Origin of the sequence: Bacillus atrophaeus, assembly GCF_001584335.1 — a bacterium.
Lineage (GTDB): Bacteria > Bacillota > Bacilli > Bacillales > Bacillaceae > Bacillus > Bacillus atrophaeus.
This window is the reverse complement of sequence record NZ_LSBB01000001.1, coordinates 749,362-773,824: the sequence shown is the minus strand read 5'-3', so window position 1 is coordinate 773,824 and position 24,463 is coordinate 749,362. Positions and strand designations below refer to the sequence as shown.

General features: G+C 44.3%; 25 protein-coding genes and 1 riboswitch. Of the genes, 11 read left to right on the top strand and 14 right to left on the bottom strand.

Annotated features, from left to right (window positions below; translation table 11 throughout):
• Position 1: 1 nt before the first annotated feature.
• Positions 2-532, bottom strand: a complete 531-nt coding sequence (locus tag AXI57_RS03810; RefSeq protein ID WP_106034019.1) for a sigma-70 family RNA polymerase sigma factor — start codon at positions 530-532, stop codon at positions 2-4.
• A gap of 207 nt (positions 533-739) precedes the next feature.
• Between AXI57_RS03810 and AXI57_RS20630 the strand changes: the two genes are divergently transcribed.
• The 3 genes from AXI57_RS20630 (at position 740) to AXI57_RS03800 (ending at position 2,652) form a co-directional block, all read left to right on the top strand.
• Positions 740-895 carry a YvrJ family protein gene (locus AXI57_RS20630; protein ID WP_003326957.1) on the top strand — a complete coding sequence of 52 codons (156 nt, stop codon included), beginning with the start codon at positions 740-742 and terminating at the stop codon, positions 893-895.
• 123 nt (positions 896-1,018) lie between these two features.
• Positions 1,019-2,176 carry an oxalate decarboxylase family bicupin gene (locus tag AXI57_RS03805; protein WP_061669281.1) on the top strand — a complete coding sequence of 386 codons (1,158 nt, stop codon included), beginning with the start codon at positions 1,019-1,021 and terminating at the stop codon, positions 2,174-2,176.
• Between the two features lie 83 nt (positions 2,177-2,259).
• Positions 2,260-2,652, top strand: coding sequence for a YrvL family regulatory protein (locus AXI57_RS03800; protein WP_061669428.1), 393 nt, complete (start codon positions 2,260-2,262; stop codon positions 2,650-2,652).
• An 86-nt stretch (positions 2,653-2,738) separates the two neighbouring features.
• Here the strand turns inward: AXI57_RS03800 and AXI57_RS03795 are convergent, their stop codons facing one another.
• From AXI57_RS03795 to AXI57_RS03770, 6 genes are all read right to left on the bottom strand, one after another.
• Complete coding sequence (locus AXI57_RS03795; RefSeq protein ID WP_061669280.1) at positions 2,739-3,965, bottom strand: ABC transporter permease; 1,227 nt, start codon at positions 3,963-3,965, stop codon at positions 2,739-2,741.
• A complete protein-coding gene (locus AXI57_RS03790) occupies positions 3,958-4,647 on the bottom strand; it encodes an ABC transporter ATP-binding protein (RefSeq protein ID WP_003326952.1) in 690 nt (229 codons plus the stop codon). Before AXI57_RS03790 ends, AXI57_RS03795 begins: the two co-directional genes overlap by 8 nt.
• Positions 4,631-5,824, bottom strand: coding sequence for an efflux RND transporter periplasmic adaptor subunit (locus AXI57_RS03785; protein WP_061669279.1), 1,194 nt, complete (start codon positions 5,822-5,824; stop codon positions 4,631-4,633). The genes AXI57_RS03790 and AXI57_RS03785 overlap by 17 nt, the downstream gene beginning before the upstream one ends.
• A gap of 151 nt (positions 5,825-5,975) precedes the next feature.
• A complete protein-coding gene (locus AXI57_RS03780; protein ID WP_061669278.1) occupies positions 5,976-6,785 on the bottom strand; it encodes an ABC transporter ATP-binding protein in 810 nt (269 codons plus the stop codon).
• 19 nt (positions 6,786-6,804) lie between these two features.
• On the bottom strand, positions 6,805-7,815 hold the full coding sequence (locus AXI57_RS03775) for a FecCD family ABC transporter permease (protein ID WP_061669277.1): 1,011 nt from the start codon (positions 7,813-7,815) through the stop codon (positions 6,805-6,807).
• On the bottom strand, positions 7,815-8,876 hold the full coding sequence (locus tag AXI57_RS03770; RefSeq protein WP_061669276.1) for a FecCD family ABC transporter permease: 1,062 nt from the start codon (positions 8,874-8,876) through the stop codon (positions 7,815-7,817). Before AXI57_RS03770 ends, AXI57_RS03775 begins: the two co-directional genes overlap by 1 nt.
• 211 nt (positions 8,877-9,087) lie before the next feature.
• Here AXI57_RS03770 and AXI57_RS03765 point away from each other — a divergent pair, with 211 nt between their 5' ends.
• Entirely contained in the window at positions 9,088-10,038 is a 951-nt protein-coding gene (locus AXI57_RS03765) for an iron-hydroxamate ABC transporter substrate-binding protein (RefSeq protein ID WP_061669275.1), read from the top strand.
• A gap of 55 nt (positions 10,039-10,093) precedes the next feature.
• Entirely contained in the window at positions 10,094-10,375 is a 282-nt protein-coding gene (locus tag AXI57_RS03760) for a hypothetical protein (RefSeq protein ID WP_061669274.1), read from the top strand.
• Positions 10,376-10,422: 47 nt separating this feature from the next.
• Here AXI57_RS03760 and AXI57_RS03755 read toward each other — a convergent pair whose 3' ends face one another.
• From AXI57_RS03755 to AXI57_RS03745, 3 genes are all read right to left on the bottom strand, one after another.
• Positions 10,423-11,826 (bottom strand): amino acid permease, encoded by a 1,404-nt coding sequence (locus AXI57_RS03755; RefSeq protein WP_003326946.1) that lies wholly within the window; start codon positions 11,824-11,826, stop codon positions 10,423-10,425.
• A gap of 107 nt (positions 11,827-11,933) precedes the next feature.
• A riboswitch (Lysine riboswitch) is annotated at positions 11,934-12,114 on the bottom strand.
• Positions 12,115-12,230: 116 nt separating this feature from the next.
• On the bottom strand, positions 12,231-12,371 hold the full coding sequence (sspJ, locus tag AXI57_RS03750) for a small acid-soluble spore protein SspJ (RefSeq protein WP_003326945.1): 141 nt from the start codon (positions 12,369-12,371) through the stop codon (positions 12,231-12,233).
• Positions 12,372-12,449: 78 nt separating this feature from the next.
• A complete protein-coding gene (locus tag AXI57_RS03745; RefSeq protein ID WP_003326944.1) occupies positions 12,450-12,881 on the bottom strand; it encodes a MarR family winged helix-turn-helix transcriptional regulator in 432 nt (143 codons plus the stop codon).
• 177 nt (positions 12,882-13,058) lie between these two features.
• On the opposite strand from AXI57_RS03745, the gene AXI57_RS03740 reads away from it, so the two are divergent.
• Positions 13,059-13,586: a metal-dependent hydrolase gene (locus tag AXI57_RS03740; protein ID WP_003326943.1), complete on the top strand. Its 528-nt coding sequence runs from the start codon at positions 13,059-13,061 to the stop codon at positions 13,584-13,586.
• A 46-nt stretch (positions 13,587-13,632) separates the two neighbouring features.
• Positions 13,633-15,489: an LTA synthase family protein gene (locus AXI57_RS03735; RefSeq protein ID WP_061669273.1), complete on the top strand. Its 1,857-nt coding sequence runs from the start codon at positions 13,633-13,635 to the stop codon at positions 15,487-15,489.
• A 32-nt stretch (positions 15,490-15,521) separates the two neighbouring features.
• On the opposite strand, the gene AXI57_RS03730 is transcribed toward AXI57_RS03735, so the two are convergent.
• Positions 15,522-16,448 carry a substrate-binding domain-containing protein gene (locus tag AXI57_RS03730; protein WP_061669272.1) on the bottom strand — a complete coding sequence of 309 codons (927 nt, stop codon included), beginning with the start codon at positions 16,446-16,448 and terminating at the stop codon, positions 15,522-15,524.
• Positions 16,449-16,567: 119 nt separating this feature from the next.
• Here AXI57_RS03730 and modA point away from each other — a divergent pair, with 119 nt between their 5' ends.
• From modA to AXI57_RS03715, 3 genes are all read left to right on the top strand, one after another.
• The gene (gene modA / locus AXI57_RS03725) at positions 16,568-17,359 is read left to right on the top strand and encodes a molybdate ABC transporter substrate-binding protein (RefSeq protein WP_061669271.1); all 792 of its coding nucleotides are present in this window, start codon (positions 16,568-16,570) and stop codon (positions 17,357-17,359) included.
• Complete coding sequence (modB, locus tag AXI57_RS03720) at positions 17,331-18,023, top strand: molybdate ABC transporter permease subunit (protein WP_141292159.1); 693 nt, start codon at positions 17,331-17,333, stop codon at positions 18,021-18,023. The genes modA and modB overlap by 29 nt, the downstream gene beginning before the upstream one ends.
• A 113-nt stretch (positions 18,024-18,136) precedes the next feature.
• A complete protein-coding gene (locus AXI57_RS03715; protein WP_061669269.1) occupies positions 18,137-18,562 on the top strand; it encodes a VOC family protein in 426 nt (141 codons plus the stop codon).
• Between the two features lie 58 nt (positions 18,563-18,620).
• On the opposite strand, the gene AXI57_RS03710 is transcribed toward AXI57_RS03715, so the two are convergent.
• Positions 18,621-19,451 (bottom strand): aldo/keto reductase, encoded by an 831-nt coding sequence (locus AXI57_RS03710; RefSeq protein ID WP_141292158.1) that lies wholly within the window; start codon positions 19,449-19,451, stop codon positions 18,621-18,623.
• Positions 19,452-19,821: 370 nt separating this feature from the next.
• On the opposite strand from AXI57_RS03710, the gene yvgO reads away from it, so the two are divergent.
• On the top strand, positions 19,822-20,307 hold the full coding sequence (gene yvgO / locus AXI57_RS03705) for a stress response protein YvgO (RefSeq protein ID WP_003326934.1): 486 nt from the start codon (positions 19,822-19,824) through the stop codon (positions 20,305-20,307).
• Between the two features lie 66 nt (positions 20,308-20,373).
• Here the strand turns inward: yvgO and AXI57_RS03700 are convergent, their stop codons facing one another.
• On the bottom strand, positions 20,374-22,389 hold the full coding sequence (locus tag AXI57_RS03700) for a Na+/H+ antiporter (RefSeq protein ID WP_003326933.1): 2,016 nt from the start codon (positions 22,387-22,389) through the stop codon (positions 20,374-20,376).
• Positions 22,390-22,718: 329 nt separating this feature from the next.
• Positions 22,719-24,440, bottom strand: coding sequence for an assimilatory sulfite reductase (NADPH) hemoprotein subunit (gene cysI, locus AXI57_RS03695; protein ID WP_061669268.1), 1,722 nt, complete (start codon positions 24,438-24,440; stop codon positions 22,719-22,721).
• Positions 24,441-24,463 lie beyond the last annotated feature (23 nt).

The window sequence follows — 24,463 nt, the reverse complement described above, 5'->3', positions numbered from 1 at the left end:
CTTATTTCTCCCCCTTTTCTAGCGCCGCCATCTGTTTTCTGATATTCTCCAGCCCTTTCTTATGAATATTCGAGATGTTTTGGCGGGATTCTCCCAATGAGTCGGCGATTTCTTGCATGGCAGCCCCATGAACATAAATTTTTGTTAATACGCTTTTTTGTTTTTCAGTCAGCCCCTGAATGGCCTGATAAAGATTTTGATCTTGAATATGCTGGCCTAAATCCTCTTCAAGATTCAAAAATTCCTCATAGGCATCATTTCCCCCTTGTACTGGCAGCCGCTCCCCAGCCTCAGGATGGTCGACAGTCAGCGGATAACGGTTTTGATTTTTTCGAATGCGTTTGTCAAAGTCGATCGAAAAGATGCGGATCATAGAATTCATATATTTGATAATACGAATTTCTTTGTAAAATTGCTTGAACTTTGCGTCGAGCGATTCCGCATCCTTCTCATTGGAATTTTCCATTACATTTTTAAACAAGCGATAATGCTGTGGATTGCTCAAAAAATGCTTTACAATGGGGTGTTTCATGATTTCCTTACATTTTGACCGTAACAGAATTTGATAGTCCATAAAACCGCCTCCTATTTAAATTAAATGAAAGAAAGCAAAAAAAAGTAAACTACTACTATCAGCCTAAGGGCATCACCCGCTGAAAATTTTTAATAGGGTTTACGATTTCAATTGTTTTTTTCACTTATATAAATGACTGCATAAAAAGCAGGGAGGTGTTTAAAAATGGATCAGGTTTTTGCAGAAGAGGCGGTGAGGCAGATCGGCAATGTCGGCTTTCCGGCATTAATCGCCATCTATCTCCTCACCCGTTTTGAGAAGAAATTCGATCAGCTTCTTGAATTGATGACAGACCTGAAAGAACAACAATTTAAAAAATAATGATTCATCAGGTTGACGTACCGTCCGTTTTTTTCACTTAACATAACAGAGGGAAAACGAAGGGCCTTTCACATTCTCTTTGTAACGACAAATATCAAATCACATTTGAGAGGAGAACAAAACATGAAAAACGAAAAAAACATCCCGCAGCCAATCAGAGGAGAAAAAGGGGCAACAGTAAAAATTCCGCGCAACATAGAGCGTGACCGCCAAAATCCGGATATGCTTGTACCGCCGGAAACGGATCACGGAACAGTTGAAAACCTGAAATTCTCTTTCTCAGATACACATAACCGTTTAGAAAAAGGCGGTTATGCGCGTGAAGTAACAGTTCGGGAACTTCCGGTCTCCGATAACATCGCTTCTGTTAATATGCGGCTGAAGCCGGGGGCCATTCGCGAACTTCACTGGCATAAAGAAGCCGAGTGGGCTTATGTCATCTATGGATCAGCCCGTATTACGCTTGTTGATGAAAAAGGCCGCAGCTTTATTGATGATGTGGGCGAAGGAGATTTATGGTACTTCCCATCAGGCCTGCCGCATTCTATTCAAGCATTGGATGAAGGCTGCGAGTTTTTGTTAGTCTTCGATAACGGCGGGTTCTCTGAGAACAGTACATTCCAGCTGACAGATTGGCTCGCGCACACACCGCAAGATGTCGTGGCAGCGAATTTCGGCCTTACGGAAAAGAATATTGCCAACCTTCCGTCTAAAGAAAAATATATTTTTGAGACAGCCTTACCCGGCTCCCTTGAGAATGACCAGGTTGAAGGTCCGAATGGCGAGGTTCCTCACCCATTCAGCTACCGTCTTCTTGAGCAGGAACCGATTACCACTGATGGAGGAAAAGTGTGGATTGCCGATTCTTCAAACTTTACAGTTTCTAAAACCATTGCCTCTGCCCTTGTTGAAGTAGAGCCGGGCGGAATGCGGGAAATGCATTGGCACCCAAACACAGACGAATGGCAGTATTTCATCTCAGGCCAGGCAAAAATGACGGTATTCGCTTCGGACGGTCATGCCAGAACCTTTAACTATCAAGCAGGCGACGTCGGTTATGTTCCTTTTGCCATGGGACATTACGTGCAAAATACAGGGGACGAGCCTTTGGTCTTTTTAGAAATTTTCAAAGATGATCATTATGCAGATGTTTCTTTAAACCAATGGCTTGCCATGCTGCCTGAGACATTTGTTCAGAATCATGTCAATTTAGGAAAAGAGTTTACAGATGCACTCCAAAAAGAGAAGCATCCGGTTATCAAAATAGACCAAAACAAATAAAGGGTCACAAGAGCCTGAGGCTTGCAGAGAAATCAGCAGCGTTTCTCTGCAAGTTTTTTCTGTTGGAGAGGGGGAAACCAATGATGAAACTGACACATTTCATCCAATATGCAGTGGCGGCGGCCGCTGTATTTACAGGCTATTTTTTAGGTATTTTTATTGTCTTTCATCTGACCGACGCAAATTATGAATCGATCTTTTATGTGCTTCTGTTTGCCGCCATATTTTTGGGACTCAGCCTATGCATTGAGCCATTTGAGCTCTTAATGATACATAGCTTCAAAAGCTTCAAACTGCATAAAAATCATTTGTTTTTTTTAGCCGGCTGTGTTCAGGTGTTATTTTTATGGATGACCGTCTACACAGCAGATGAATTCATTAAGGGGATCTGGCTGTCCACAACAGAGGAGTTTATCATCGCCGGGGTGTTTTTTGCTTTTGATGCATGCTTTTACAAAAAGAAAGCTTTTGCGTGAATGGGGCTTTAAGTAAAAAAAGACCTTCGGGGACGAAGGTCTTTTCATTATTTTACAAACAATCGCTTCTAAGACATGTCACTTTCCTATTCATACCGGAGTGCGTCTACAGGCTGAAGCTTTGAGGCCTTGATAGACGGCAGCAGTCCGAATATGATGCCGACCGCCATCGAGAAAATGAGCGCGCCGGCCACGGCAGGAACTGAAACGATAAAAGGCATTGGGTAAAATACCGTTATCAGTTTGGCAATGCCGCATCCAGCAAGAACGCCGAGAATTCCGCCAAGGCTGGTCAGCACTACCGCTTCGGTTAAAAATTGAAATAAAATGACACGGCGTTTCGCTCCGAGGGCTTTTTTAATGCCGATTTCACGTGTGCGTTCTGTCACAGAAACAAGCATAATATTCATCACGCCGATGCCGCCGACCAATAGAGAGATGCTGGCGATGCCGCCAAGCAATAGAGCAAAGGCCTGATTGAAAGATTCCATTTCCTCTGCAATCTCCTGTAAATTTGTCACGCTGTATTCTGCTTTTTCCAATTCAGCTTCCGGCAGGCTTGCATTAAGCAAATCGGCAGCCATCATACCGGCTTCTTGAATATGGTCAGATGAATCAGCCTGTACGGCAATCTGCGTCGGAGCGTCAAAACCTTCAATGAGCGGCCATACTCCTTTAGGGAGATAAAAAATCGGATTTCCGTACTCCCCGTAATACACGCTTTCGTCCTGCTTTTTTTCAGTAAAGATTGCGGCGACGCGGAATGGCATACCATTAATCTCCACTTTTTTATTAATCGCGTCTCCGTCGGGAAACAGCTCGTCTCTTGCATCTTCATTGATCATGACAACCTGATGCTTGCTCCCAAGCTCCTTGTCAGTCAGTGCTTTTCCTTCTGTGATACGGATCGGAAACATATTGAAATAGTCCTGATCCACACCATACACCTGCGGGTAAGCGGAATTCGTTAAATGAAAGGCTGTGACGCCTTCTGCCAAGTGATACAATGAAACTCCTTTTACCATCGGATCTGATGTAATAGACTCAATGGTTTCATCAGATATCGGGGGAGCCGTTGTGTAAGAAAGCTCATGAAAGCCTTCCTCTTCTCCGCCGTTCTGCTGATACACCACATTAATCGAGTTGTTTCCCATCCCGATCATGCTTTGCTTGAGCTGCTCACTTTGCCCTTTAATCATAGAAACTATCGCGATAATCGCCGCGATTCCGATAATGACCCCAAGCATCGTTAAAATTGACCGCAGTTTATGTGAGAGAATGGATTGAAAGGAGATACGTATATTTTCAAGCATGGTTCACATCCCCTTTCTCATCTAAAACCAGCTCGCCGTCCCTGATAAAGACCGTTCTGTCCGCTTTTCTGGCAACATCCGGATCGTGTGTGATCATAATAATCGTCGTGCCTTCTTCATTTAATTGTGAAAATAAGGACAGAATTTGCTCGCTCGATTTGGTATCAAGCGCTCCGGTCGGTTCATCCGCCAAGATAAAACGCGGCTGATTGACAAGAGCCCTGGCAATGGCCACACGCTGCTTTTGACCGCCTGACAGCTTCGTCGGCTTATAAGCTACTCTGTCTTTTAAACCGACCTTTTCCAGCGCGTCATACGCTCTTTGTCTTCTTTCTTTTTTCTTTATCTTGTTATAAATCATAGGAAGTTCGACATTTTGCAGCGCCGTCAGCCGGGGCAGAAGATGGAAGGTCTGAAATACAAAACCGATTGATTGGTTGCGGATGTCGGCTAAGGCGCCATCTTTTCCCCTCAGCACATCCATCTGTTCAAGCTTATAGCTGCCGGATGTCGGCCTGTCCAAACAGCCTAAGATATTCATTAAAGTTGATTTCCCCGAACCAGAAGGTCCCATGATCGCGATAAATTCCCCGGCTTCGACTGTCAGATTAATATTTTTTAAGATCGGGACCTCTTCTTTTCCCAGCTTGTACGATTTATAAATATTATTCAGTGTCAGCATCGACTGTAACCTGCTCCCCTTCCCTAATTGGAAGATCCGGGTAGATCACATAATCTTCCGGTGTCAGGCCGCTCTTAATTTCAACCATGTCATTCTCGTCCGGCTCCCCGATTTCCACGGTTTGTTTCACAGCCTTCTGCTCTTCATCAGTCTTCCAGACATACGGCTCGCCATCGTCCTGCACGATCATATCGGAAGGGAGCTTAACGCTGTCTGAATTCGTGTCGTCTCCGAGTACATCAATGTTGACATGGTAGCCGACCTCAAGCCCCTTATGACTGTCAAGCAATATCGTAAATGGATAGTTTGAAGACTGAGGATTCATTTCCTCTTCGCCATAGCTTTCCGCCTGTCCGTCCTCTTCAGTGCCTGCCGGGAGTTTGCCAATGTCAGTGATTTTGCCTGTCCATTCGCCTTCCCCGCCTGTTTTCAGCGTAATTTTTACTTTGCTGCCTTTTTTGATCGTGTCCATTAACAGCTCGTTGACTTGGCTTTTAACGAGATAGGCGCCTGTAGACACTATTTGAATATACGGCCCTGATGCCTGATCGCCGCTCGCTCCGTCAGCTATGTCCTGATTAACGGTTTGCACGATTCCGTCATGTTTACTCGTGATGACGTTTGCTCCTTTGCTTTTTGTCAGATTCGCAAGCTCTTTTTGATGCTGCTTCAGTTCAAGATTGCTTGTCTTCAGATCAAATCTTGCTTGATCAAGCTCATCTTCCAGCTGTGATTTTTCTTCTTTGCCAGCTTTTTTTAATTTTTTCTCTGTATCGGCAATTGTTTTTTCTAAACGGTTAATTTGGAGATTGGCCATTTCTATGTCCAGATTGCTTTGCTCGACCTCGTCTGAATTGTCCGCTGTGTCATATTCAAACAGCTTGTCACCTTTTTTTACTTTGTCGCCTTCTTTTACATATGTTTTTTTAATGCTGCCTTTCTCTGAGTCTATGTATACTTTCTGCTGTTTTTCCGGTTCAACTTTTCCAGAAAACGAATTAGCCGAAGCCGTTTCTTCACCCATGAAAATGGAAACTGATTGAGCGTACGGTTCTTCAGCCCCTCCCACTGATTTTGCATGTGTAAAGAAGTAAACCGCTCCGAAGCCGACACCCGCCAGCACCAACACACCCGCAAATATCAGACTGAATATCAGCCATTTTTTCTTTTTGGACACTCTTATCTCCTCTTTCCGTTCACTCTGTAATATTTTTGAAACATTCTAACCAATATTATCTATTATTTCTATATAGCTTGCAATCTTTTTCTAAAAATCGTATTTTTCTGCATGAAAATACAAAAATCCCGGTCATGGACCGGGATTTTCTTTATACATGTTCAATCACTTTATCATGTTGGATCAAATCATACGTCAAACAAATCGGTTTGTTCGTGCGCGGGTCATTCACAATTTCCGCGTCTATCTGAAACACCTGTTTCAAAACGTCCGGGGTCATAACCTCTTCTGCCGTTCCTTCCTTTATGACCTTTCCTTTTTTAAGGGCAATCATATAGTGGGAAAAGCGCGCGGCATGGTTGAGATCATGAATGACCATTAAGATCGTCCGGCCCTGCTGTTTGTTCAGCTTTTCAAGAAGCTGCAAGATCTCCAGCTGATGGGCGAGATCCAAATATGTCGTAGGTTCGTCAAGCAAAAGCAGTTCGGTTCCTTGGGCAAGCGCCATGGCGATCCACACGCGCTGGCGCTGCCCGCCTGACAGAGCTTCAATCGGCCGCTCATGATATTCAGCCATTCCCGTCTCCTCAAGCGCCTGCTTGATAATGCGGCGGTCTTCGGCTTGTATTCGCCCAAATCCTGATTGGTGCGGAAATCTTCCGTATGAAACCAATTCATATACGGTTAAACCGCTCGGCGCTTCCGGTGTCTGCGGAAGAATCGCCATATCCTTCGCTATATCCTTTGTCGACATCTGATGTATGCCGTTCCCGTTTAAATAAACAGCACCTGTTTTTGAACGCAGGATTCTCGACATCGTTTTTAATATGGTTGACTTGCCGCAGCCGTTCGGACCGATCAAGGTGGTAATTTTCCCTTTAGGAATTGATATATTCAAATCTTCTACAATCAGCCGGTCGCCATAACCGATTCCGAGCTGTTCTGTTGATAGTGAATCCATCTCTTAGTATCCCCCTTCTCTAATTCGTTTTCATCAGCAAATAAATAAAATACGGAGCGCCTAAAATAGAAATAACAAGCCCGACTGGAATTTCCGAAGGAGCTAATACATTTCTCGCCAATGTGTCAGCGAAAAGAAACAGCAATGCGCCGATAAGGGCGGAAACCGGGATGAGCGTCTGATGGCGCGGGCCGGTAAGCCGTCTGGCCACATGCGGCGCAATCAGCCCGAGAAATGCAATGCCGCCGGCAGCCGCAACACATGAACCTGCAAGCGCCACCGCCGCCACAAGCAGGATGCGCCGTTCCTTTTCCACCGCTGTTCCCAGACCTGTCGCCAATTGATCGCCTAAATGTAAAATGTTCAAGTACCGGGCTTTATATAAAGTAAAGGGTAAGAGAATGAATATCCATGGCAAGACAGCCCAAATCATTTTCCAATTCGCCCCCCAAATAGAGCCGGAAATCCAAATGGTTGCCTGCATGAAATCTTGCGGGTCCATTTTAAGCTGAAAAATAAGCAGAATCGCATTAAAACCCGCATTCACTCCAATTCCGACTAAAATCAGCCGAATCGGAGTCACGCCTTTCTTCCATGCCAAAGCGTAGATGAGAAAAGCGGCGAGAAGTGAACCGGCCAGCGCACTGAACGGTAAAATTAACGTGCCTAAAAAGCTTAAATCTGCCGTTGACCCTTGAAAAAAATAAATAAAGAGAACGACGGCAAGCGCGGCGCCCGCATTAATGCCAAGAATGCCGGGTTCCGCCAAATTATTTTGGGACACACTTTGCAAAATGGCTCCAGACACCGCTATCCCGGCGCCGACAAGCAAGGAAAGAATAATCCTTGGCAGTCTGAATTCAAACAGCACGAGCCCGTCACGGGCAGTGCCTTGTCCAAAAAATACTTGCAGTGTTTCCAGAGGGGCTATCCTGATTACACCCAGATTCAGACTGATAAAAAAGATCACTAATATAAGAAGGAACGTAACCGCCATGACAATGAACGGCTTTTTCGTTTTGTTTTCCATCACAGCCCTCTCCTTTCACGTCGTGCCAAATAAAAGAAAAAGGGAACTCCGATGAGCGCTGTCAGCGCCCCGACCGGTGTTTCAAAAGGAGCATTTACAAGTCTCGCGGCAATATCTCCATACACTAGCAAAATTGCCCCCAGGACAGCCGAGCAGGGAATGATCCATCGATAATCAACACCGACCAAAAACCGTGTGACATGGGGAATGATAAGTCCGATAAACGCGATGGTCCCGGAAATAGAAACAGCCGCCCCCGTCAAGAGTACGACGACAAGCATTCCAATCAGCTTCACCGCTGAAGTATACTGTCCAAGCCCTTTCGCAAGATCCTCACCGAGGCTTAATACCGTGACGGAACGGGCAATGATTAAGGCGAACGTCAGCCCGACAGCCCCCGCAATGAGCAGCAGCTGAACCCCCTGCCATTTAACTCCCGCTACCCCTCCTGCATACCAAAAACTTATATCCTGAGCCACATCAAAGCGAATCGCAAGCGCTGTTGAAATACCAGTGAAAAAATAGGTGACAGCCGTACCGGCGAGCGCAAGCTTTACCGGCGTCAGCCCGCCCTTGGAAAACATGCCTATGCCAAATACCGTGGAAGCTCCCAAACCGGCTCCCGCAAAGGACCAAATGATGAGGCCCATCGCTGAAATACCGGGAAAAAAGGCGAACGCGATTGAAACCGCAAAGGCAGAACCTGATGTAACGCCCATGATTGAAGGCTCCGCCAAGGGGTTTCTTGTCATCCCCTGCATAATGGCCCCGGATACAGCCAAAAAAGCGCCAACCAGCGCGGCCGCAGCTGTCCTTGGCAGCCTTAGTTCCTGTATGATCTGATGAGACGTATTGTCAGGCTGAAAATGAAAGACCGCGTCCCACACTGTTCCCAGGTGTATATTTGCTGCGCCGACTGATATTGATAAAGCGGCGCCGAACAATAAAAGAATGATTCCCGCTATTAATAGAAGGAACGCCCCAAACGGCCGGGACTTCCATTCGATTTCTTCTGAGGAATCATGCGTGCTTATAGTCTGTTTATTTTTTATTACACCCAACGTCCGTTCTTCCTTTCTTATTCATGATAATGAGAATTATTATCAATAACTGTATCAGTATATCATTTTTTTCTTCATAGGTAATAGAGTCTTTTCTATATGAAATAATGAATTTCAAAAAAATCGTGCTTATCGGCAAAAGCGGTGGTATAATCACGTTGATAATGATTCTCTTTATCATTCAAAAAACGTACGAAAGAAGGAATACGTTATGACCTATACATGCAAAAAAATCGGAGCTGCGTTTTTTGCTCTGTTTCTTATTACGGCTTTGGCAGCCTGCGGAAATGCATCAGACAGTAAAGGTTCCTCATCTTCCAGCTCTAAAAAGGAAGAAACCATTACATACAAAGCAGAAAACGGAAATATTAAGATTCCGAAACATCCAAAAAGGGTTGTCGTAATGGCGGACGGCTATTATGGCTATTTTAAAACACTTGGCATTAATGTGGTCGGAGCTCCTGAAAATGTTTTCAAAAACCCGTATTACAAAGGGAAAACCGACGGTGTAACAAACATTGGCGACGGAACCTCAGTTGAAAAAGTCGTCGATTTAGACCCTGACTTGATTATCGTATGGACTACACAAGGCGCCGACATCGAAAAGCTTGAAAAAATCGCGCCGACTGTCGCCCTCAAATATGATTCACTAAACAATAAAGAACGTCTGAAAGATTTCGCCAAGATGACCGGCACTGAAGATAAGGCGGATAAGTGGCTCGCGAAATGGGATAAAAAAGTTGCAGCGGCAAAAACAAAGGTACAAAAAGCAGTTGGCGATAAAACCGTGTCCATAATGCAAACGAACGGAAAAGCGATCTATGTATTCGGTGATAAATTCGGCCGAGGCGGCAGCATTGTTTACGATGAGCTTGGGCTGAACGCCACAAAGCTGACAAAAGAAAAAGCGATTGATGAAGGCCCCGGTTATACCAGTATTTCTTTAGAAAAAATACCTGACTTTGCAGGAGATTATATTTTTATGGGCCCATGGCAATCAGGCGGGGATGACGGCGGCGTGTTTGACAGCGCACTTTGGAAGAACCTTGATGCCGTCAAAAAAGATCATGTCTACAAAATTGATCCGATCGGTTTTTATTTTTCTGATCCGATTTCATTAGAAGGACAGCTGGCATTTATTACAGAAAGCTTAACGAAATAACACAGCAGGGCCGCGTGAACCGCGGCCCTTTTCTATTGAATGGAGCGAAACATTTTTGAATTACATAACCTCTTTTATATCCCAATTTATGTTCATCAGCACACTCATTGCTGTCAGTTATTTCGGCGGTCCATATTTGAGGGGACCGTTTACTAACGTTCAAATAAAAGCAATTATACTGGCTGCTTTTATCATGGTGCTTATGTTCAGCCTGATGAATCGGTTAAATAAGCGTTGCAGGCCGATTCGTTTCGTGAATAAGATTTTTATTACGTTAGCGGCCATTATGGCGGCTTCCCTTTTGATAGGATTATTAACAAGAGAGGTCATTTTTTAATCATCAAAAAGACGCCTGACACGAATGTCAGGCGTCTTTTATTATACTTATTTTTCCTTCTTGAATTTCTTAGAAACAAACGGATAAATCACGAGACCGACAAAGAATAGTCCGATTCCGAGAATAAATGTGGTTAAATCCGCTGTTCCGGTCACAATAACAAACAGGGAATACACGCAAGCAAGAAGCGCAATAACTCCGTCTCTCACTCTGGAGCCCTTCAGCTCATTATACGTTTCGCCTTTCCATACGAGCTTAAAGCTGTAGATCGCCGAAACGAGGTACGGAATTAAGTACGCCAAAGTGGCCGCCGTTGTTAAAAAGGTAAATGCGTCGCTGATCGTCCGTGATATGACGGAAAAAATAAAGACCTGTGACATGACATTTGTGATAATCAAAGCATTTACCGGGCTTCCCTTTTTATTTGTTTTAGCAAAAAACGCCGGGAAGTCTCCTGCTTTTGCCGCTTGGTACGGCACCTCTGAGCCGAGCAAAATCCAACCGAGCATCGTACCGAACAAGCAAAGTATCGCAAGCAGCGCCATAATGACGCTTCCCGCGTTTCCGACGATCGCGTAAAGCACATCGACAAACGGTTTTTCTGACCCGACGAGCTTCTCATGCGGAAGCACACCCATCGTAATCATCGTCACAATAATATAAATGCCCAGTGCAATAAGCAATCCGGTAATTGTCGCCCGCTTTACATCCCGCTGCGAGGATGCGCGGCCTGACAGAATGACGGCAGATTCAATGCCGACAAAGGCCCATAAAGTAGATATGGCCGCGTTATGAACCTGGCCGCCAAGCCCGATGCTTGTGCCGTTCTCGCCTTGAATCGGAAAATAAAAGTGACCAAACAACGCCGTTTGAAACACGAATAATCCTGCAACAATAAAAAAGACAAATCCTAAAACTTTTGAAAACGTCGTGATAAAATTCAGTTTGCTTGCTCCGTTTATGCTTGATACAAGAATCGCATGTGTTCCCCAAAGAAGTACCGTGCACACGCCAAACGTCAAAATCTGCCCGAGGGTAACCTCCTGGCTGCCCAGCGCAAACAGCACGCGTTTATCCACTAATATCGGGAAAAACGATGTTAAATAACCGGCAAGGCTCGTAATGATCGCCACATTGCTGATCCAGCTTGCCACCCAGTAACCCCACACCATTGTGAATCCGGCGGCATTGCCTTTCTTTCGGTCCTGAAACAGCGCTCTCGCATAGCTTTGCGGTCCTGCTTTCAGCTCAGGCTTGCGAATCGATAAGTGGCCGAAGACGAGAGCGATCATAAGAACGCCGGCTCCCGTTAACAGCCACGCTGATATCGCACCGAGCGGACTCGCAATTTCCGCGAGCGTGCTTGGCAAAGAAAAGATGCCTGATCCGACCATATTTCCAACGACAAACGCCGTTAATAACCAAAAACCCCATTTTTTTGTCTGTTCCATTCCAGTACCTCCAACATTCTTGTAAATACGGACAGAACCCGAGATCATTTTAAAATACAAAAAAAGCCTGAACAAAAGTCCATGCTTAAAGAAACACACACCCTTGATCTCCGGATAGCCCTCCGCGAAAAAGCACGCGGCAGTCCTGCACTTATTCAGATACAGTCCCAGCATGAAGAAGGATCGGCTTTCTTCACACTTCGGCGCTGATGCCTTTTACACATGTTTAACAGCTCCCTGTCAGCCTGGCATGTGTGACTTATCATCCGCGCAACCTCTACCTCACTGAGAAAGAGTGAGGATTTATATATTCATTTACTCAAGAAGGTTATCAGAGAAAGGAAGATCTGTCAAAGGGAACAGATGGAAAAAACGGATAGAGCCAAGCCCTATCCGCTTTTTGATTATCGGTTGTTTTTCTTTTTTTGTACCGCTTCTTGAAGCGGATCATCTTTAAGGGCAGAACCGGCATCGTCAAGCGCGCCTTGGATGACGTTTTTTTCTTTGTCGTCACGTTTGCCTTTATCTTTATTAAAGAAAGCCAAAAGTATCACCTCTTTAAGAAAAATGGGTACACTTTTAATGTGGCTTTTTTCTTAAATAATATACAAATTGTCTTGCATTTACAGCATCGTCTGTTCCTTCATTCTGTTGAAAAAAACAAGGAACTGTTCCAATTCTTCAGCTGAAAAGTCCTTAAACAATTGACTGTATGTCACTTGAAATTGGTCATTTAATTTTTGATAAATCTCCATCCCTTTATCAGTCATAGATAAACGGACAACACGGCGGTCCCCTTGATCCCGTTCCCGTTTGATATATTGCCCTTCGATTAAACGGTTTATCGCTATCGTTGCCGCTCCTGAAGTTAAATCAAGCCGCTTTCGCAGTTCAGAAACGGTCGATGCTTCCCCTTTATCGAGCAGACTTAACATATACATTTGAGTGGGCGTAATCGTCCGCTCTGTCTGAAACAGTTTTTTTCTTACTGCCCGATTCACTTCAAATTGTGTATGAATGATGTCTTTCATAATGCCTTGTTTACCTTTATCCATGTCTTAGCACCTTTGTTGTGTCGTATCTTTACCATAAAGCAATTATAGGGTGATTTTTTCCATTGAAGCAAATGATATGCTTTTATCGTGACAAAGTTCTGTTGCTCAAACAGGCATTCTCTTGATATATTTGTAATTCAGAGATTTTTGGCAAAAGATAAAAAGGAGAAGCGAGAAATGACAGGGAAAACACACATCATGGGAGGCATCGCTTCTTGTACGGCTATTGCTTATTATTACGGTTATGATCCTGTTCTTATGGCAGCCTCCGGAGCATTTGGGGCATTGGTGCCGGACATATGCCATACAAGAAGCAAAATCGGGAGAAAATTTCCTTTATTATCAAAGATCATCAGCTCAGTATTCGGGCACCGCACGTTTACACACAGCCTGCTGTTTATGCTGATTATGTTTTTTATCATCACTACATATATTCCGAACCAAAGTATTCAGGCCGGGTTAATGGTCGGAATGGCGAGCCACCTGCTGCTTGATGCGTGGACGGTTAACGGCATTAAGCTGTTGTTTCCGTCAACCATCCGCATTCGGCTTCCCTTTTATATGAGAACAGGCAGCTTTTCAGAGCAGCTTGTATTAGCGGGCTTGACGATTATTTCGTGCTATTACTTCTATGAGCTGTTCCACGGGCACATGGGAGCCGCTTTTTCATTGCCCGGCGCAACTTTTTTTAGTAGCTTTACATAAGGACACTTATTTTCGTGCCAATGCTTGAACGTGAGGAGCCATACATATGAAAGGAACCTTTTTTAAAAATCAGTGGTTTTTATGTTTATCCGTCTTGTTTATGTGGATAAAAACCTATTTGATTTATAAGCTTGGCTTTGATTTGCAGATTGACTCCTTTTTGCAGGAGATCATTTTGCTGATGAACCCGCTCAGCTTTATACTCCCATTGTTTGGGATCGGCTTGTTGCTGAAAGGGAACAAACAGCGGCTCTTTTTGCTCATTGCCAATTTGGTCCTAACAATTATTTTAATATCAAATACCATCTTTTATGGGTTTTATATTGATTTCATCACCATACCGGTTCTTTTCCAAGCCAGCAATATGGGAGATATGGGCAGCAGTGTGAAAGAGCTGTTCAATCCATTGTTTATCGCCCTGCTCTTGGATTTGGCGGTGCTGGCGTGGCTTGCAAGAACCCATAAAGGACCAGCCGAAAAAACCGCCTCCGGGACGATCAAAAAGTATTACGCGGTTTCGGCCGGAATGATTCTGTTCAATCTGGCTATTGCTGAAGCCGAACAGCCGAAGCTATTGACGCATTCCTTTGACAGGGAAGTGCTTGTGAAAAGCATCGGGCTGTTTCAATTTCATGTGTATGACACGATATCACAGACGGTAAATGTCAGCGCGAAAGCATTTGCTGATGAAGACAGCCTGTCAACGATTGAAAATTACACGAAAGCAGATTACAGCAAACCTGACAAAAACAAATTCGGGCTGGCGAAAGGCCGCAATGTCATTTTTGTGACACTCGAATCAACACAAAGCTTTGTTTTACATGAAAAAGTAAATGGAAAAGAGATTACCCCTTTCCTCAATAACCTGGTCAAGAAAAGTTACAACTTTGATCATTTTTACCAGCAAACCGAGCAGGGCAAGACGTCCGATTCAGAATTTATTGTCGGCAACTCATTGTACCCTTCTTTAAGCGGAGCTGTTTTTTTCACGAAAAGCGATAATACGTTCCAAACCATGTACAAATCATTAAAACAGCACCATTATTATACTTCCGTCTTTCACGCTAACCATAAGAGATTTTGGAACAGAGATGTGATGTACAAATCATTTGGAATTGACCGTTTTTTTGATGTGGATGAATTTACAGTCGCACCTGAAACATCAACCAATTGGGGATTGAAGGACAAGGAATTTTTAGAGCAATCCGCAAGTAAATTAAAAAACCTGCCGCAGCCCTATTACAGCAATTTCATTACATTGACCAATCATTTTCCGTTTGAAATTGATGACAAGGACAAACTGATTGACGAGTATGATTCAAGCAGCGACTTGTTAAACCGTTATGTGACGACAGTCCGTTATGAGGATGAGGCGTTAAAGCATTTTATCAGCAAGCTGAAAAAAGAAGGTCAGTATGAAAATTCAATGATCGTGTTTATGGGTGACCACTACGGAATTTCTGAAGCACATAACAAGGCGCTTGGCGAGTTTTTAGGGAAAGATGAGATCACACCGTACGACACGGTCCAGCTGCAGCGTGTTCCTTTCATTATTCACATTCCCGGCGTGACGGATCAACAGCCTGAAACCGTCTCTGATGTAGGGGGACAGATTGATGTCAGACCGACGCTTCTGCACCTCCTTGGCATTGAAACCAAAGGAGACATTCAGTTCGGAAACGATCTATTCTCAAATGACAGAACTCCATTCGCCGTGTTGAGAAACGGCAGCTTTATCACAAATGATTATATTTATACAAAAAACACGTGCTATCGCCAGAAAACCGGAGAACCTGCTGAAGACCAAAACGAATGTAAGCCCTTTGGCGAAAAAGCAAATCAAGAGCTGTCGCTTTCAGATAAAATTTTAAACGGCGACCTGCTGCGGTTTTATGAGCAATAAGAAAAATCCCTCTTTTGATAAAGGGGGATTTTTTAGGTTTCATATACTATTCTGCCGCTCATTTTCGTATCATATCCGTTTAGTTGTGAAAGATGCGATTTATATTCTTTTGAACTCAGGATGTCTGTTACAGTGTCGAGCAGCTTTTGATTTTTTTTCAGGATGACGATGTCGTACTGTTCCTCGATAAGCGGTATAAAGTCGGCGTTCCCTATATGGGCGGCATGCTGTGCGCCTACGCCCGCATCCGCCTGCCCCCTTGAGACTTGAGAGGCAACCGAAAAATGATCAGTCACAATATCGTTGTATCCCTTTACGCCAGACGGCTTTATACCAAGCACGCCAAGCTGTTCATCAAGCAGCACTCTTGCGCCTGAGCCCTTTTCTCTGTTGACGATCCGGATATCGGTTCTTTTCAGGTCTTCCCAGCCTTGAATGTTTTGCGGATTTCCCTTTTGAACATATATCCCTGCCTGGCGAATGACGGCATTGATCAAGCAGAATGGTTCGCCTGACAGAATGCGTTTCACATAAGGAATATTGTATTGCCCGGTTTCCGCATCGTATAAATGCAAGCTGACAATATCACATTGTCCCCGATACATTTCGATGAGGCTGTTTAAGCTCCCGCTGTATTTGCGAAGCGGCGTCTCTTTAATAGCCTTCTCCAAATGTTTGCTGAGCAAATCCATGGACACATCCTGCCCGCTGATAATGACTGTTTCTTTCTCGCCCGATTGCAGTGTATCTGACGTTTTTGGTTTTTCATGACGGGGCGCCTGTTGCGGCATCCTCATTTTTGATTTATACAGCTTCAAATCTTCTTCATCAACCCGCATTTGCCTTCCGACCCGATAAGCGGGGATCATGCCTTTTTTTATCAGATCATATACGGTAAGCTTTGAAACCTTCAGCAGGCCCGCGACTTCTTCGATTGTATAGGAAGAGACTTCGCTCATCGTTATCACACTCCACTGTTATTATACCTTTTTACATGTTTGAAAAAAACCACATAAGAAGACCTCAATACGTTATAATTAATGATAATTAGATATATATAATGATAAGGAGTGCAGTTATGAGAAGAAAGAACTTGATCTTAACAGCAACAGCCATGACCGTCTGTTTACTTGCCGCAGGGTGTTCATCCAATCAAACGTCAAAGGATGCCGACAAAGACGTCACCTTGACTATTTCAGCGGCTGCCAGTGCTCAGGATGCGTTAGAGGAAATCCAAAACAATTATGAAAAGACACACTCAAACATTACCATTCAAGACAATTACGGCTCTTCAGGGGCCTTGCAAAAACAAATTTCCCAAGGCGCAGAAGCCGACTTATTCTTCTCGGCGGCTGAGGATAAATTTCAAAAGCTTGTAGACGACGGTGATATCGCCAAAAAGGACAGCACGGACCTAGTCGGGAACGAAATTGTTCTTGTTGTGCCCAAAAACGGCGATTCTTCTGTGAAGCATTTCGAAGATCTCACAAAGTCAGACACAGAAAAAATCGCTCTCGGAACACCTGAGTCTGTTCCCGCTGGAGCCTACGCGAAGGAGTCACTGACAAAGCTGTCATTATGGGATAAAGTAAAAGACAAAATCGTATACGGAAAAGATGTGCGGCAAGTGCTCTCCTATGTGGAGACCGGAAATGTCGACGCAGGCATTGTCTATAAAACAGATGCGCTCGTCTCCAAAAAAGCGGAGATTGCCGATGAAGCAGATGCCGACACTCACAGCCCGATTGTCTATCCGCTGGGCATTGTAAAAGATACAAAGCATCGGAAAGAAGCAAAGGAATTTTACGAATATCTGCAAACGGATGAAGCGATGAAAGTGTTTGAGAAATATGGATTTACTGCCGAATAACATCACGGCTTCCGAGTTTTTCACGCCTGTTCTTCTGTCGTTTCAGGTCGCCGCGGCGGCAGGGATCGCCGTTATCATTCTTGGCACACTGGCAGGCGCATGGATGGCAAGGGCGCGTTTTTTTGGCAAAACCGTCGTCGAAACAATCTTTATGCTGCCGCTTGTTCTTCCGCCAACAGTCGTCGGTTTTATTTTGATTGTGATCTTCGGAAAACACAGCATAGCAGGACAAGCGATAGAATGGGTGTTTGACCGTCCCGTTATTTTCACATGGTGGGCCGCAGTCATCGCTTCGGCAATTGTCGCCTTTCCGCTTATGTACCAATCAGCGAAGACCGGCTTTGCTGACATCGACCCTGACATTCAAGGCGCCGCAAAAATAGACGGAGCCGGCAGGTGGCAGGTCTTCATGTACATTTCTGTTCCGCTCGCATTTAAATCACTGCTGTCCGGGAGCATTCTCAGTCTGGCCCGGGCACTTGGTGAATTCGGCGCCACGCTGATGTTTGCCGGAAACATTCCCGGTGTCACCCAAACTCTGCCGACTGCGATTTACGTAGCCATGGACTCAGGCAGCAACTCTCTCGCCTGGGCTTGGGTCATCTGCATTATCGTCATTTCTTTCATTATGTTATTTTTGATTCAATTAAAAAAATCAGCTTAAATTGTCATAAAGACCAGGGCCGTAACATTGCTCCGGTCTTTTTCTGTTTTTGCTTGACCCTCCCGTTACGTGATCATTTATCTTATATGTAACTTCAAAAAAGGGGTGTAATCATGACAGAATTTTATCCAATGCCTTTGTTTGTCAAATTGTCAGTAAGTGATATAGAACGTTCGCTTAGCTGGTATAAAGCTGTGCTTCACTTTGAATCGGTTTTTGAATTGACGGGTAATGACGGGAAAAAAGTGATGGCACATATTCGCGGCAAAAAGTATCAAGACATCTTATTGGAATCTGCACAAATGAATACAGACATCAATGGAAAAGGAGTTAAGTTAAACGTGACGACAGAAGATGTCGATTCGTTTTTTGAGAAAGCAAAAAGCGCAGAAGCAAAAATGATAGAAGGCCCTATTGACCGCCCATGGAACGCACGCGAGCTTGTGTTACAAGACCCTGACGGATATCTCATCACACTTTCCATGCAAATCGATAAGAACAAAACGATGGAAGAAATAACAGAACAAATCAACAATTAGCTATCAAGTTTGTATTGAACTAAAAAATCCCCTGCCTGCCGGCGGGGATTTTTGTTGCTTAGAAAAGAAGCTCGTCCGGATTCGGTCCGACACGTTCATCTTTATTCAGCGCATTGATCTTTTCAATATCTTCTTGAGATAATACAAAATCAAAGATATCTGCATTTTCTATAATGCGGTGTTCCTTAATTGATTTTGGAATTGTAATAACGTCTTGTTGTAAATCCCAGCGTAAAATAACTTGGGCAACGGACTTATTATGTTTCTCAGCAATTTGTTTCAGCACTTCATTATCTAACAGCTGGCCCTGCATAAGCGGAGACCACGCTTCAACCTGAATGCCTTGCTTTTTGCAATACTCTCTTAGTTCAACCTGTGTAAGACACGGGTGGAATTCAACCTGGTTCACCATCGGTTTGATTTCCGCATCTTTAAGCAGTTCTTCCAAATGATGAACTTGGAAGTTGCTTACGCCGATCGCGCGGACCTTGCCGTCTTTGTACAGCTTTTCCAGTGCGCGCCAAGTATCTTTATATTTATCCTTGCCAGGCCAATGGATCAAATATAAATCCAAGTAATCAAGTTCTAACCTTTCAAGGCTTTTTTCAAAAGCAGCAAGTGTCGTTTCATACCCTTGATCTTCGTTCCACACTTTAGATGTGATGAACAGCTCGTCTCTGGCAACGCCGGATTCTTTAATGCCCGCTCCGACACCTTCTTCGTTTTTGTAAATAGCAGCCGTATCAATACTGCGGTATCCGTTTTTGATTGCCGCTTTTACGGACTCCGTCGCTTCACTTCCGTTTTCCACTTTGAAAACACCAAGACCAAATCGCGGCATTTCCACTCCATTATGCAACTTTACAGTATCCTTTAAACTTGCAACCACTTTGAACAACCACCTTTTCTCTCGAATTCTAATTATCCCCTGTATTATCTCATATTCTTACCAACGGAAACCAATAATAAGCTTTGCTGCTTTGGTCTGCCTAAAAAATAGATTTTCCCTTGAATGAAGCAAAACGGTTAACCTTCTTCTGATGCAATAGCACTACGGAGGAAACAGCCACTTTTGCTTTCATGCAAAAAAATGGCGTATCCCCTCCTTTTTTCATAATATAAACGTACATTTTCTAGTAAAAGGTTATTAAGCCAGCAATAAATCTACTAATATTTTCTTATTTTTATAGAAATATGAATATAAAACAGCATAAGGGGTAAATGCAAACTGTACCCAAAAATTTTAAAGGAGGAAACACATGAAACGTTCTCGTATCCCTATGACCCTTATGCTTGGTGCCGCTTTGTCACTCGCTCCTATGTCTTTTGCTTCTGCTGAGGAAAACCCCGCGCCTAAGGCTTCACAACAATCGACGGCCGGTACAACGGCTGCCGAAGTCGGTTTAAATGTGAATGTTGATGTATTAGGAATCGCCAACCAAATTGCTGACTCCATTAAATCAGCTCAGAACCGGGACGGATTTGTGAAAAACTTAATGGAATCCTCTTTCTATGCGTCAGGCCAAAAGTATAATGTCATGGTGTTTAATCTAAGCCAAGAATATGAGGATCACTTTAATGGCGTCAAATTTTACGGATCAGCTGTTTATGACGGCATTACTTACGGAATCTGGGTATTTGAAGACGGAAGCTTTACTAACAAAGGGGACGGCGGCTGGATTAACTGGGCCTTCCGAGGCTGGTTTGACCGGAATGACAATACTGTCGAATTCCATCGCCCTTAACATACACAAAAAAGCTGGCGGTTAAGACTCATCGGTCTTATCCGCCAGCTTTTTTGTGTGTAAAAATTAATCTCCGCCCTCCAGCATCGCAGCTTCCACATCATTAATATACTGACGGAGCTGATGGGTGATATCGCGGGAAATTTCCCGTTCCTCAAAGAGTGTTTGGATTTCATTTCGTATGGCCTGCACAGCCTTCAATTTCACTTCAAGCTTTTGATTTTCGAAATGGGAATTCGATTTCTGCTCATGATGGCCCTGTTCCAATCTGAAAATCAAGTGATTGTAAAACGCGATCACAGAGTACGTCACTTCTTTATTTTCATCTGTCGTATGTTTTTTCAGGTTTTCTATTGCTGCTTTAGCTGTTTTCACTCTGGTTGACCGGATCAAGCCCTCTTCATTCAGAATCGACATTTCCGGTTTTTTAAGCTGTCCGAAAAAGATCCAATACAGAAGGCGTTTCAGCTTTGTTTTTGATAAACCTACCTTAAACGGATTGGCATAAAGCATTTCTAATTCATTGAATCTCTCCTGAAGGCTGTTCGCCGTTTCTTCAGGGATCTCTCCGCGGTCAAGCAGCCGCATCAGTTCTGCTTGTTCAGCCTTCACTCCGTAAGCGCGGAGTTTGCGTTCATATTTTTTCACACGGCTTTTGGTCGTGTATTGCTGAAAACGAAGATTTTTCATTTTCTCATTGTATTCGGCAATGACCGCTAAGGACGCTGTTTTGTTTGTATCGTTCAAGTCTTCTTTTATCGTATGAATGGCTGTTTTAATCAGCTTGCGTCTCGCTGTCATCAGCTTTTCATTCTCCTCTTTCACGTTCTCCTCTTCTTTATCAGACAGCATAGGCAGCACGATACTGGCAATGACAAGTGTGCACAAAATGACGCCGGCCGCTAAAAAGATAATTAAGTTTCGCTCAGGAAACGACGTACCGTCCGCCAGAAAGTAAGGAATCGAAAACGAACCCGCAAGCGTAACCGCTCCCCGTACGCCTGAAATAGAGATTAATAACGTTGAACGAAGGCCCGGTTTATAAATATTTTGGTCTTTATTAAAGAACCACTTGCCGTTCCAGAAGAACAGCACCCAAAGAAACCTGAGAAGCATCAATGTAAAGGTGATGACAAGAATATAACCGATCACCATCATATTATTAAATGCCGTATCGTTAAAAATAACAGATATAACATCAGGAATCTGCGTTCCAAGGATAACAAAGACCAGCCCGTTTAAAATAAATAGAATAATACTCCATGTACTTGATGATACAATTTGCAGTTTCACCATTGAAGATTCCAGACGGTCTTGTTCCACCGCATGGGTAATTCCGCCTGCCACGACTGCTAAAATGCCGGAAACACCGATTTCTTCAGCTGCCAGATAAATGACAAAGGGAGTCAAGATCTGAATCAGCATATGCATGGTGACGTCCTGCATCCCGAGACGGCGAAGGAAAAGCCGAAAGCGTATGATCAAAAAGGAGATGATCACACCGCTCAATAAACCACCGGCAGCGATGAGCACAAAGCTGAAGGCAGCTTCCGCTAATGAAAAAGTTCCCGTAACGGCTGCCGCAATCGCAAATTTAAAGGCGACAAGTCCCGATGCATCATTCATCAGCCCTTCTCCTTCAAGCAGGCGGAGAATTCCTTTTGGCATCTTCACTCTGCTTGATAAAGCACTTACCGCCACCACATCTGTAGGCGACAGAATGGCCGCAAGCCCAAATGCGGCAGGAAGCGGAATGCTCGGAATCATCCAATTAATCGTATACCCTCCGACAATTACGGTAGCGAACACGAGGCCGAGAGCCAGAAGTAAGATCGGCGCTCTTAAATTCCAAAGCTCCGCCCGCGGCGTTCTCTTTCCGTCGTTGAATAACAGCGGTGCGATAAACAGGACAAAAAATAATTCCGGATTTAAATCAAAATGGAGCCCCCGCGGATATGCAGCTGCTAAGATTCCAAGCGCCACCTGAATTAACGGCACCGGAATAAAAGGGATAAACCGATTCACGATATTTGAGATCGCAATAATGGTTAGTAGAACAAGGACAACTAAAAATATTTCCAAATGCACGACCTCCTCAATCTCTGCATGTTTAAATCATTCATTACAAATGATGGTTTTCCTGTGTCTTGATGTGCTTTGCAGGAGAAGATGAAGGCTTTGTTTTTCATCATAAATCCATACGATATGAGTTTCGTCCACACTAGTCTCTATATATATGTTACCCTTTTTTGCAGAAAATTTCTCATATTATGCTTACTGGGAAATTTTTTGCCTTTAGTAAAAAAATCCTTTTTTCGTCTGCCTTTACCCGTTCCTTATTAGAATGGCCTGATTCTGCCTTTTAAATGATAAAAAAAGAGACAGGCATGCCATCCTGTCTCTGATACACTTTATTCATGATGGAAATTCGTTCCGTCTGTCGTTGCTTTGATGACACCGGCGCGGATGACAAAGTCACCAAAGTGCTCCCCTTCATTCCGTTCTTTCGCGTAGCGGGAAAGAAGCACACTCAGTTCGCTTAAAATCTCTTCTTCACCGATATTTTCGCGGTACATTTTGCTTAGGCGGCTGCCGTCAAAGGCCGCGCCCAGATACATGTTGTATTTGCCAGGCGCTTTCCCGATAAACCCGATTTCGCCGAGTGCATGGCGCGCACAGCCGTTCGGGCACCCTGTCATACGAATCGTGATTTCTTCATCACGAAGGCCGTTTTCATTCACAATGTCTTCTATTTTATCAATAAGAACCGGCAAATATCTTTCCGCTTCCGCCATCGCCAGTCCGCATGTCGGCAGTGCGACACACGCCATAGAGCTGCGGCGTAATGCTGAATGCTGTCTTCCGTCTGTCAGCCCGTACTTTTCAATCAGGCTGCTGATGGCATCCTTATTCTGGCTTGTGACATTTGAAATAATCAAGTTTTGATTTGATGTCAGCCGGAATTCGCCGGTATGGACTTTTGCAATTTCACGTAATCCCGTCATGAGTTTGTAATCATCATAATCGGTAATACGGCCGCCTTCAACAAAGAGCGTAAAATGCCACTTGCCTTCTACACCTTTTACCCAGCCGTAGCGGTCGCCGTTATGGTCAAAATGAAAAGCCTTTGCTTCCGCCAAGCTCCAGCCGAGCCGGTTTTCCAGCTCCGCTTTGACCGTTTCCACTCCAAGACGGTCAACTGTATACTTAAATCTCGCGTTTTTTCGGACGGAACGGTTTCCGTAATCACGCTGAATCGTAATCACTTTCTCTGCTACATCATACATTTGCTCAGGTTTGCAGAATCCGATGACCTTCGCCAGCTGCGGGTATGTCGCTTGGTCACCATGCGTCATACCCATGCCCCCGCCGATTGCCACGTTAAAACCGATAAGCTTGCCTTCCTCCACAATCGCAATGAAGCCGAGGTCTTGTGAGAAAACATCAACATCATTGGATGGAGGAACAGCGATACCGATTTTAAATTTCCGCGGCAAGTAAAGAGGACCGTACATCGGCTCGACTTCTTCGGTTTCCGGAGTCCCGGCCACTCTTTCCTCATCCAGCCAAATCTCATGATATGCCCTAGTGCGCGGCAGAAGATCATCACTCAGCTTTTTGGACCATTCATACACTTCTGTATGGATCTCAGACTGATATGGATTTGAAGCGCACATGACGTTACGGTTCACGTCACCGCAAGCCGCAATCGTATCTAACAAAGCCGCATTAATCTCTTGAATTGTTTTTTTCATGTTCCATTTTAAAATGCCGTGCATTTGAAATGTCTCACGGGTTGTAAGCTTTAAGGTATTATTGCCGTATTTCTGGGACAAGTCGTCCATGACAAGCCATTGAGCCGGCGTCGAAACACCGCCCGGCATACGGACGCGCAGCATGAACTGATACGCCGGTTCAAGCTTTTGCTTTTGCCGTTCATTGCGGAGATCCCGGTCATCCTGCAAATAGCTTCCGTGGTGCTTCATCAAGCGGTTGTCGTCATCTGGGATTCCGGCGCTGATCCGGTCGAGCATCACTTCTTTGAGTGTGCCGCGCAAATAGTCGCTTTTTTCTTTAATGTCCTCAACATCACTCGGAGAGCCTTCCGGTGCTTTTAAAATGTTGTTCACCATGTTGAAAAAACTCCTTTCAAACC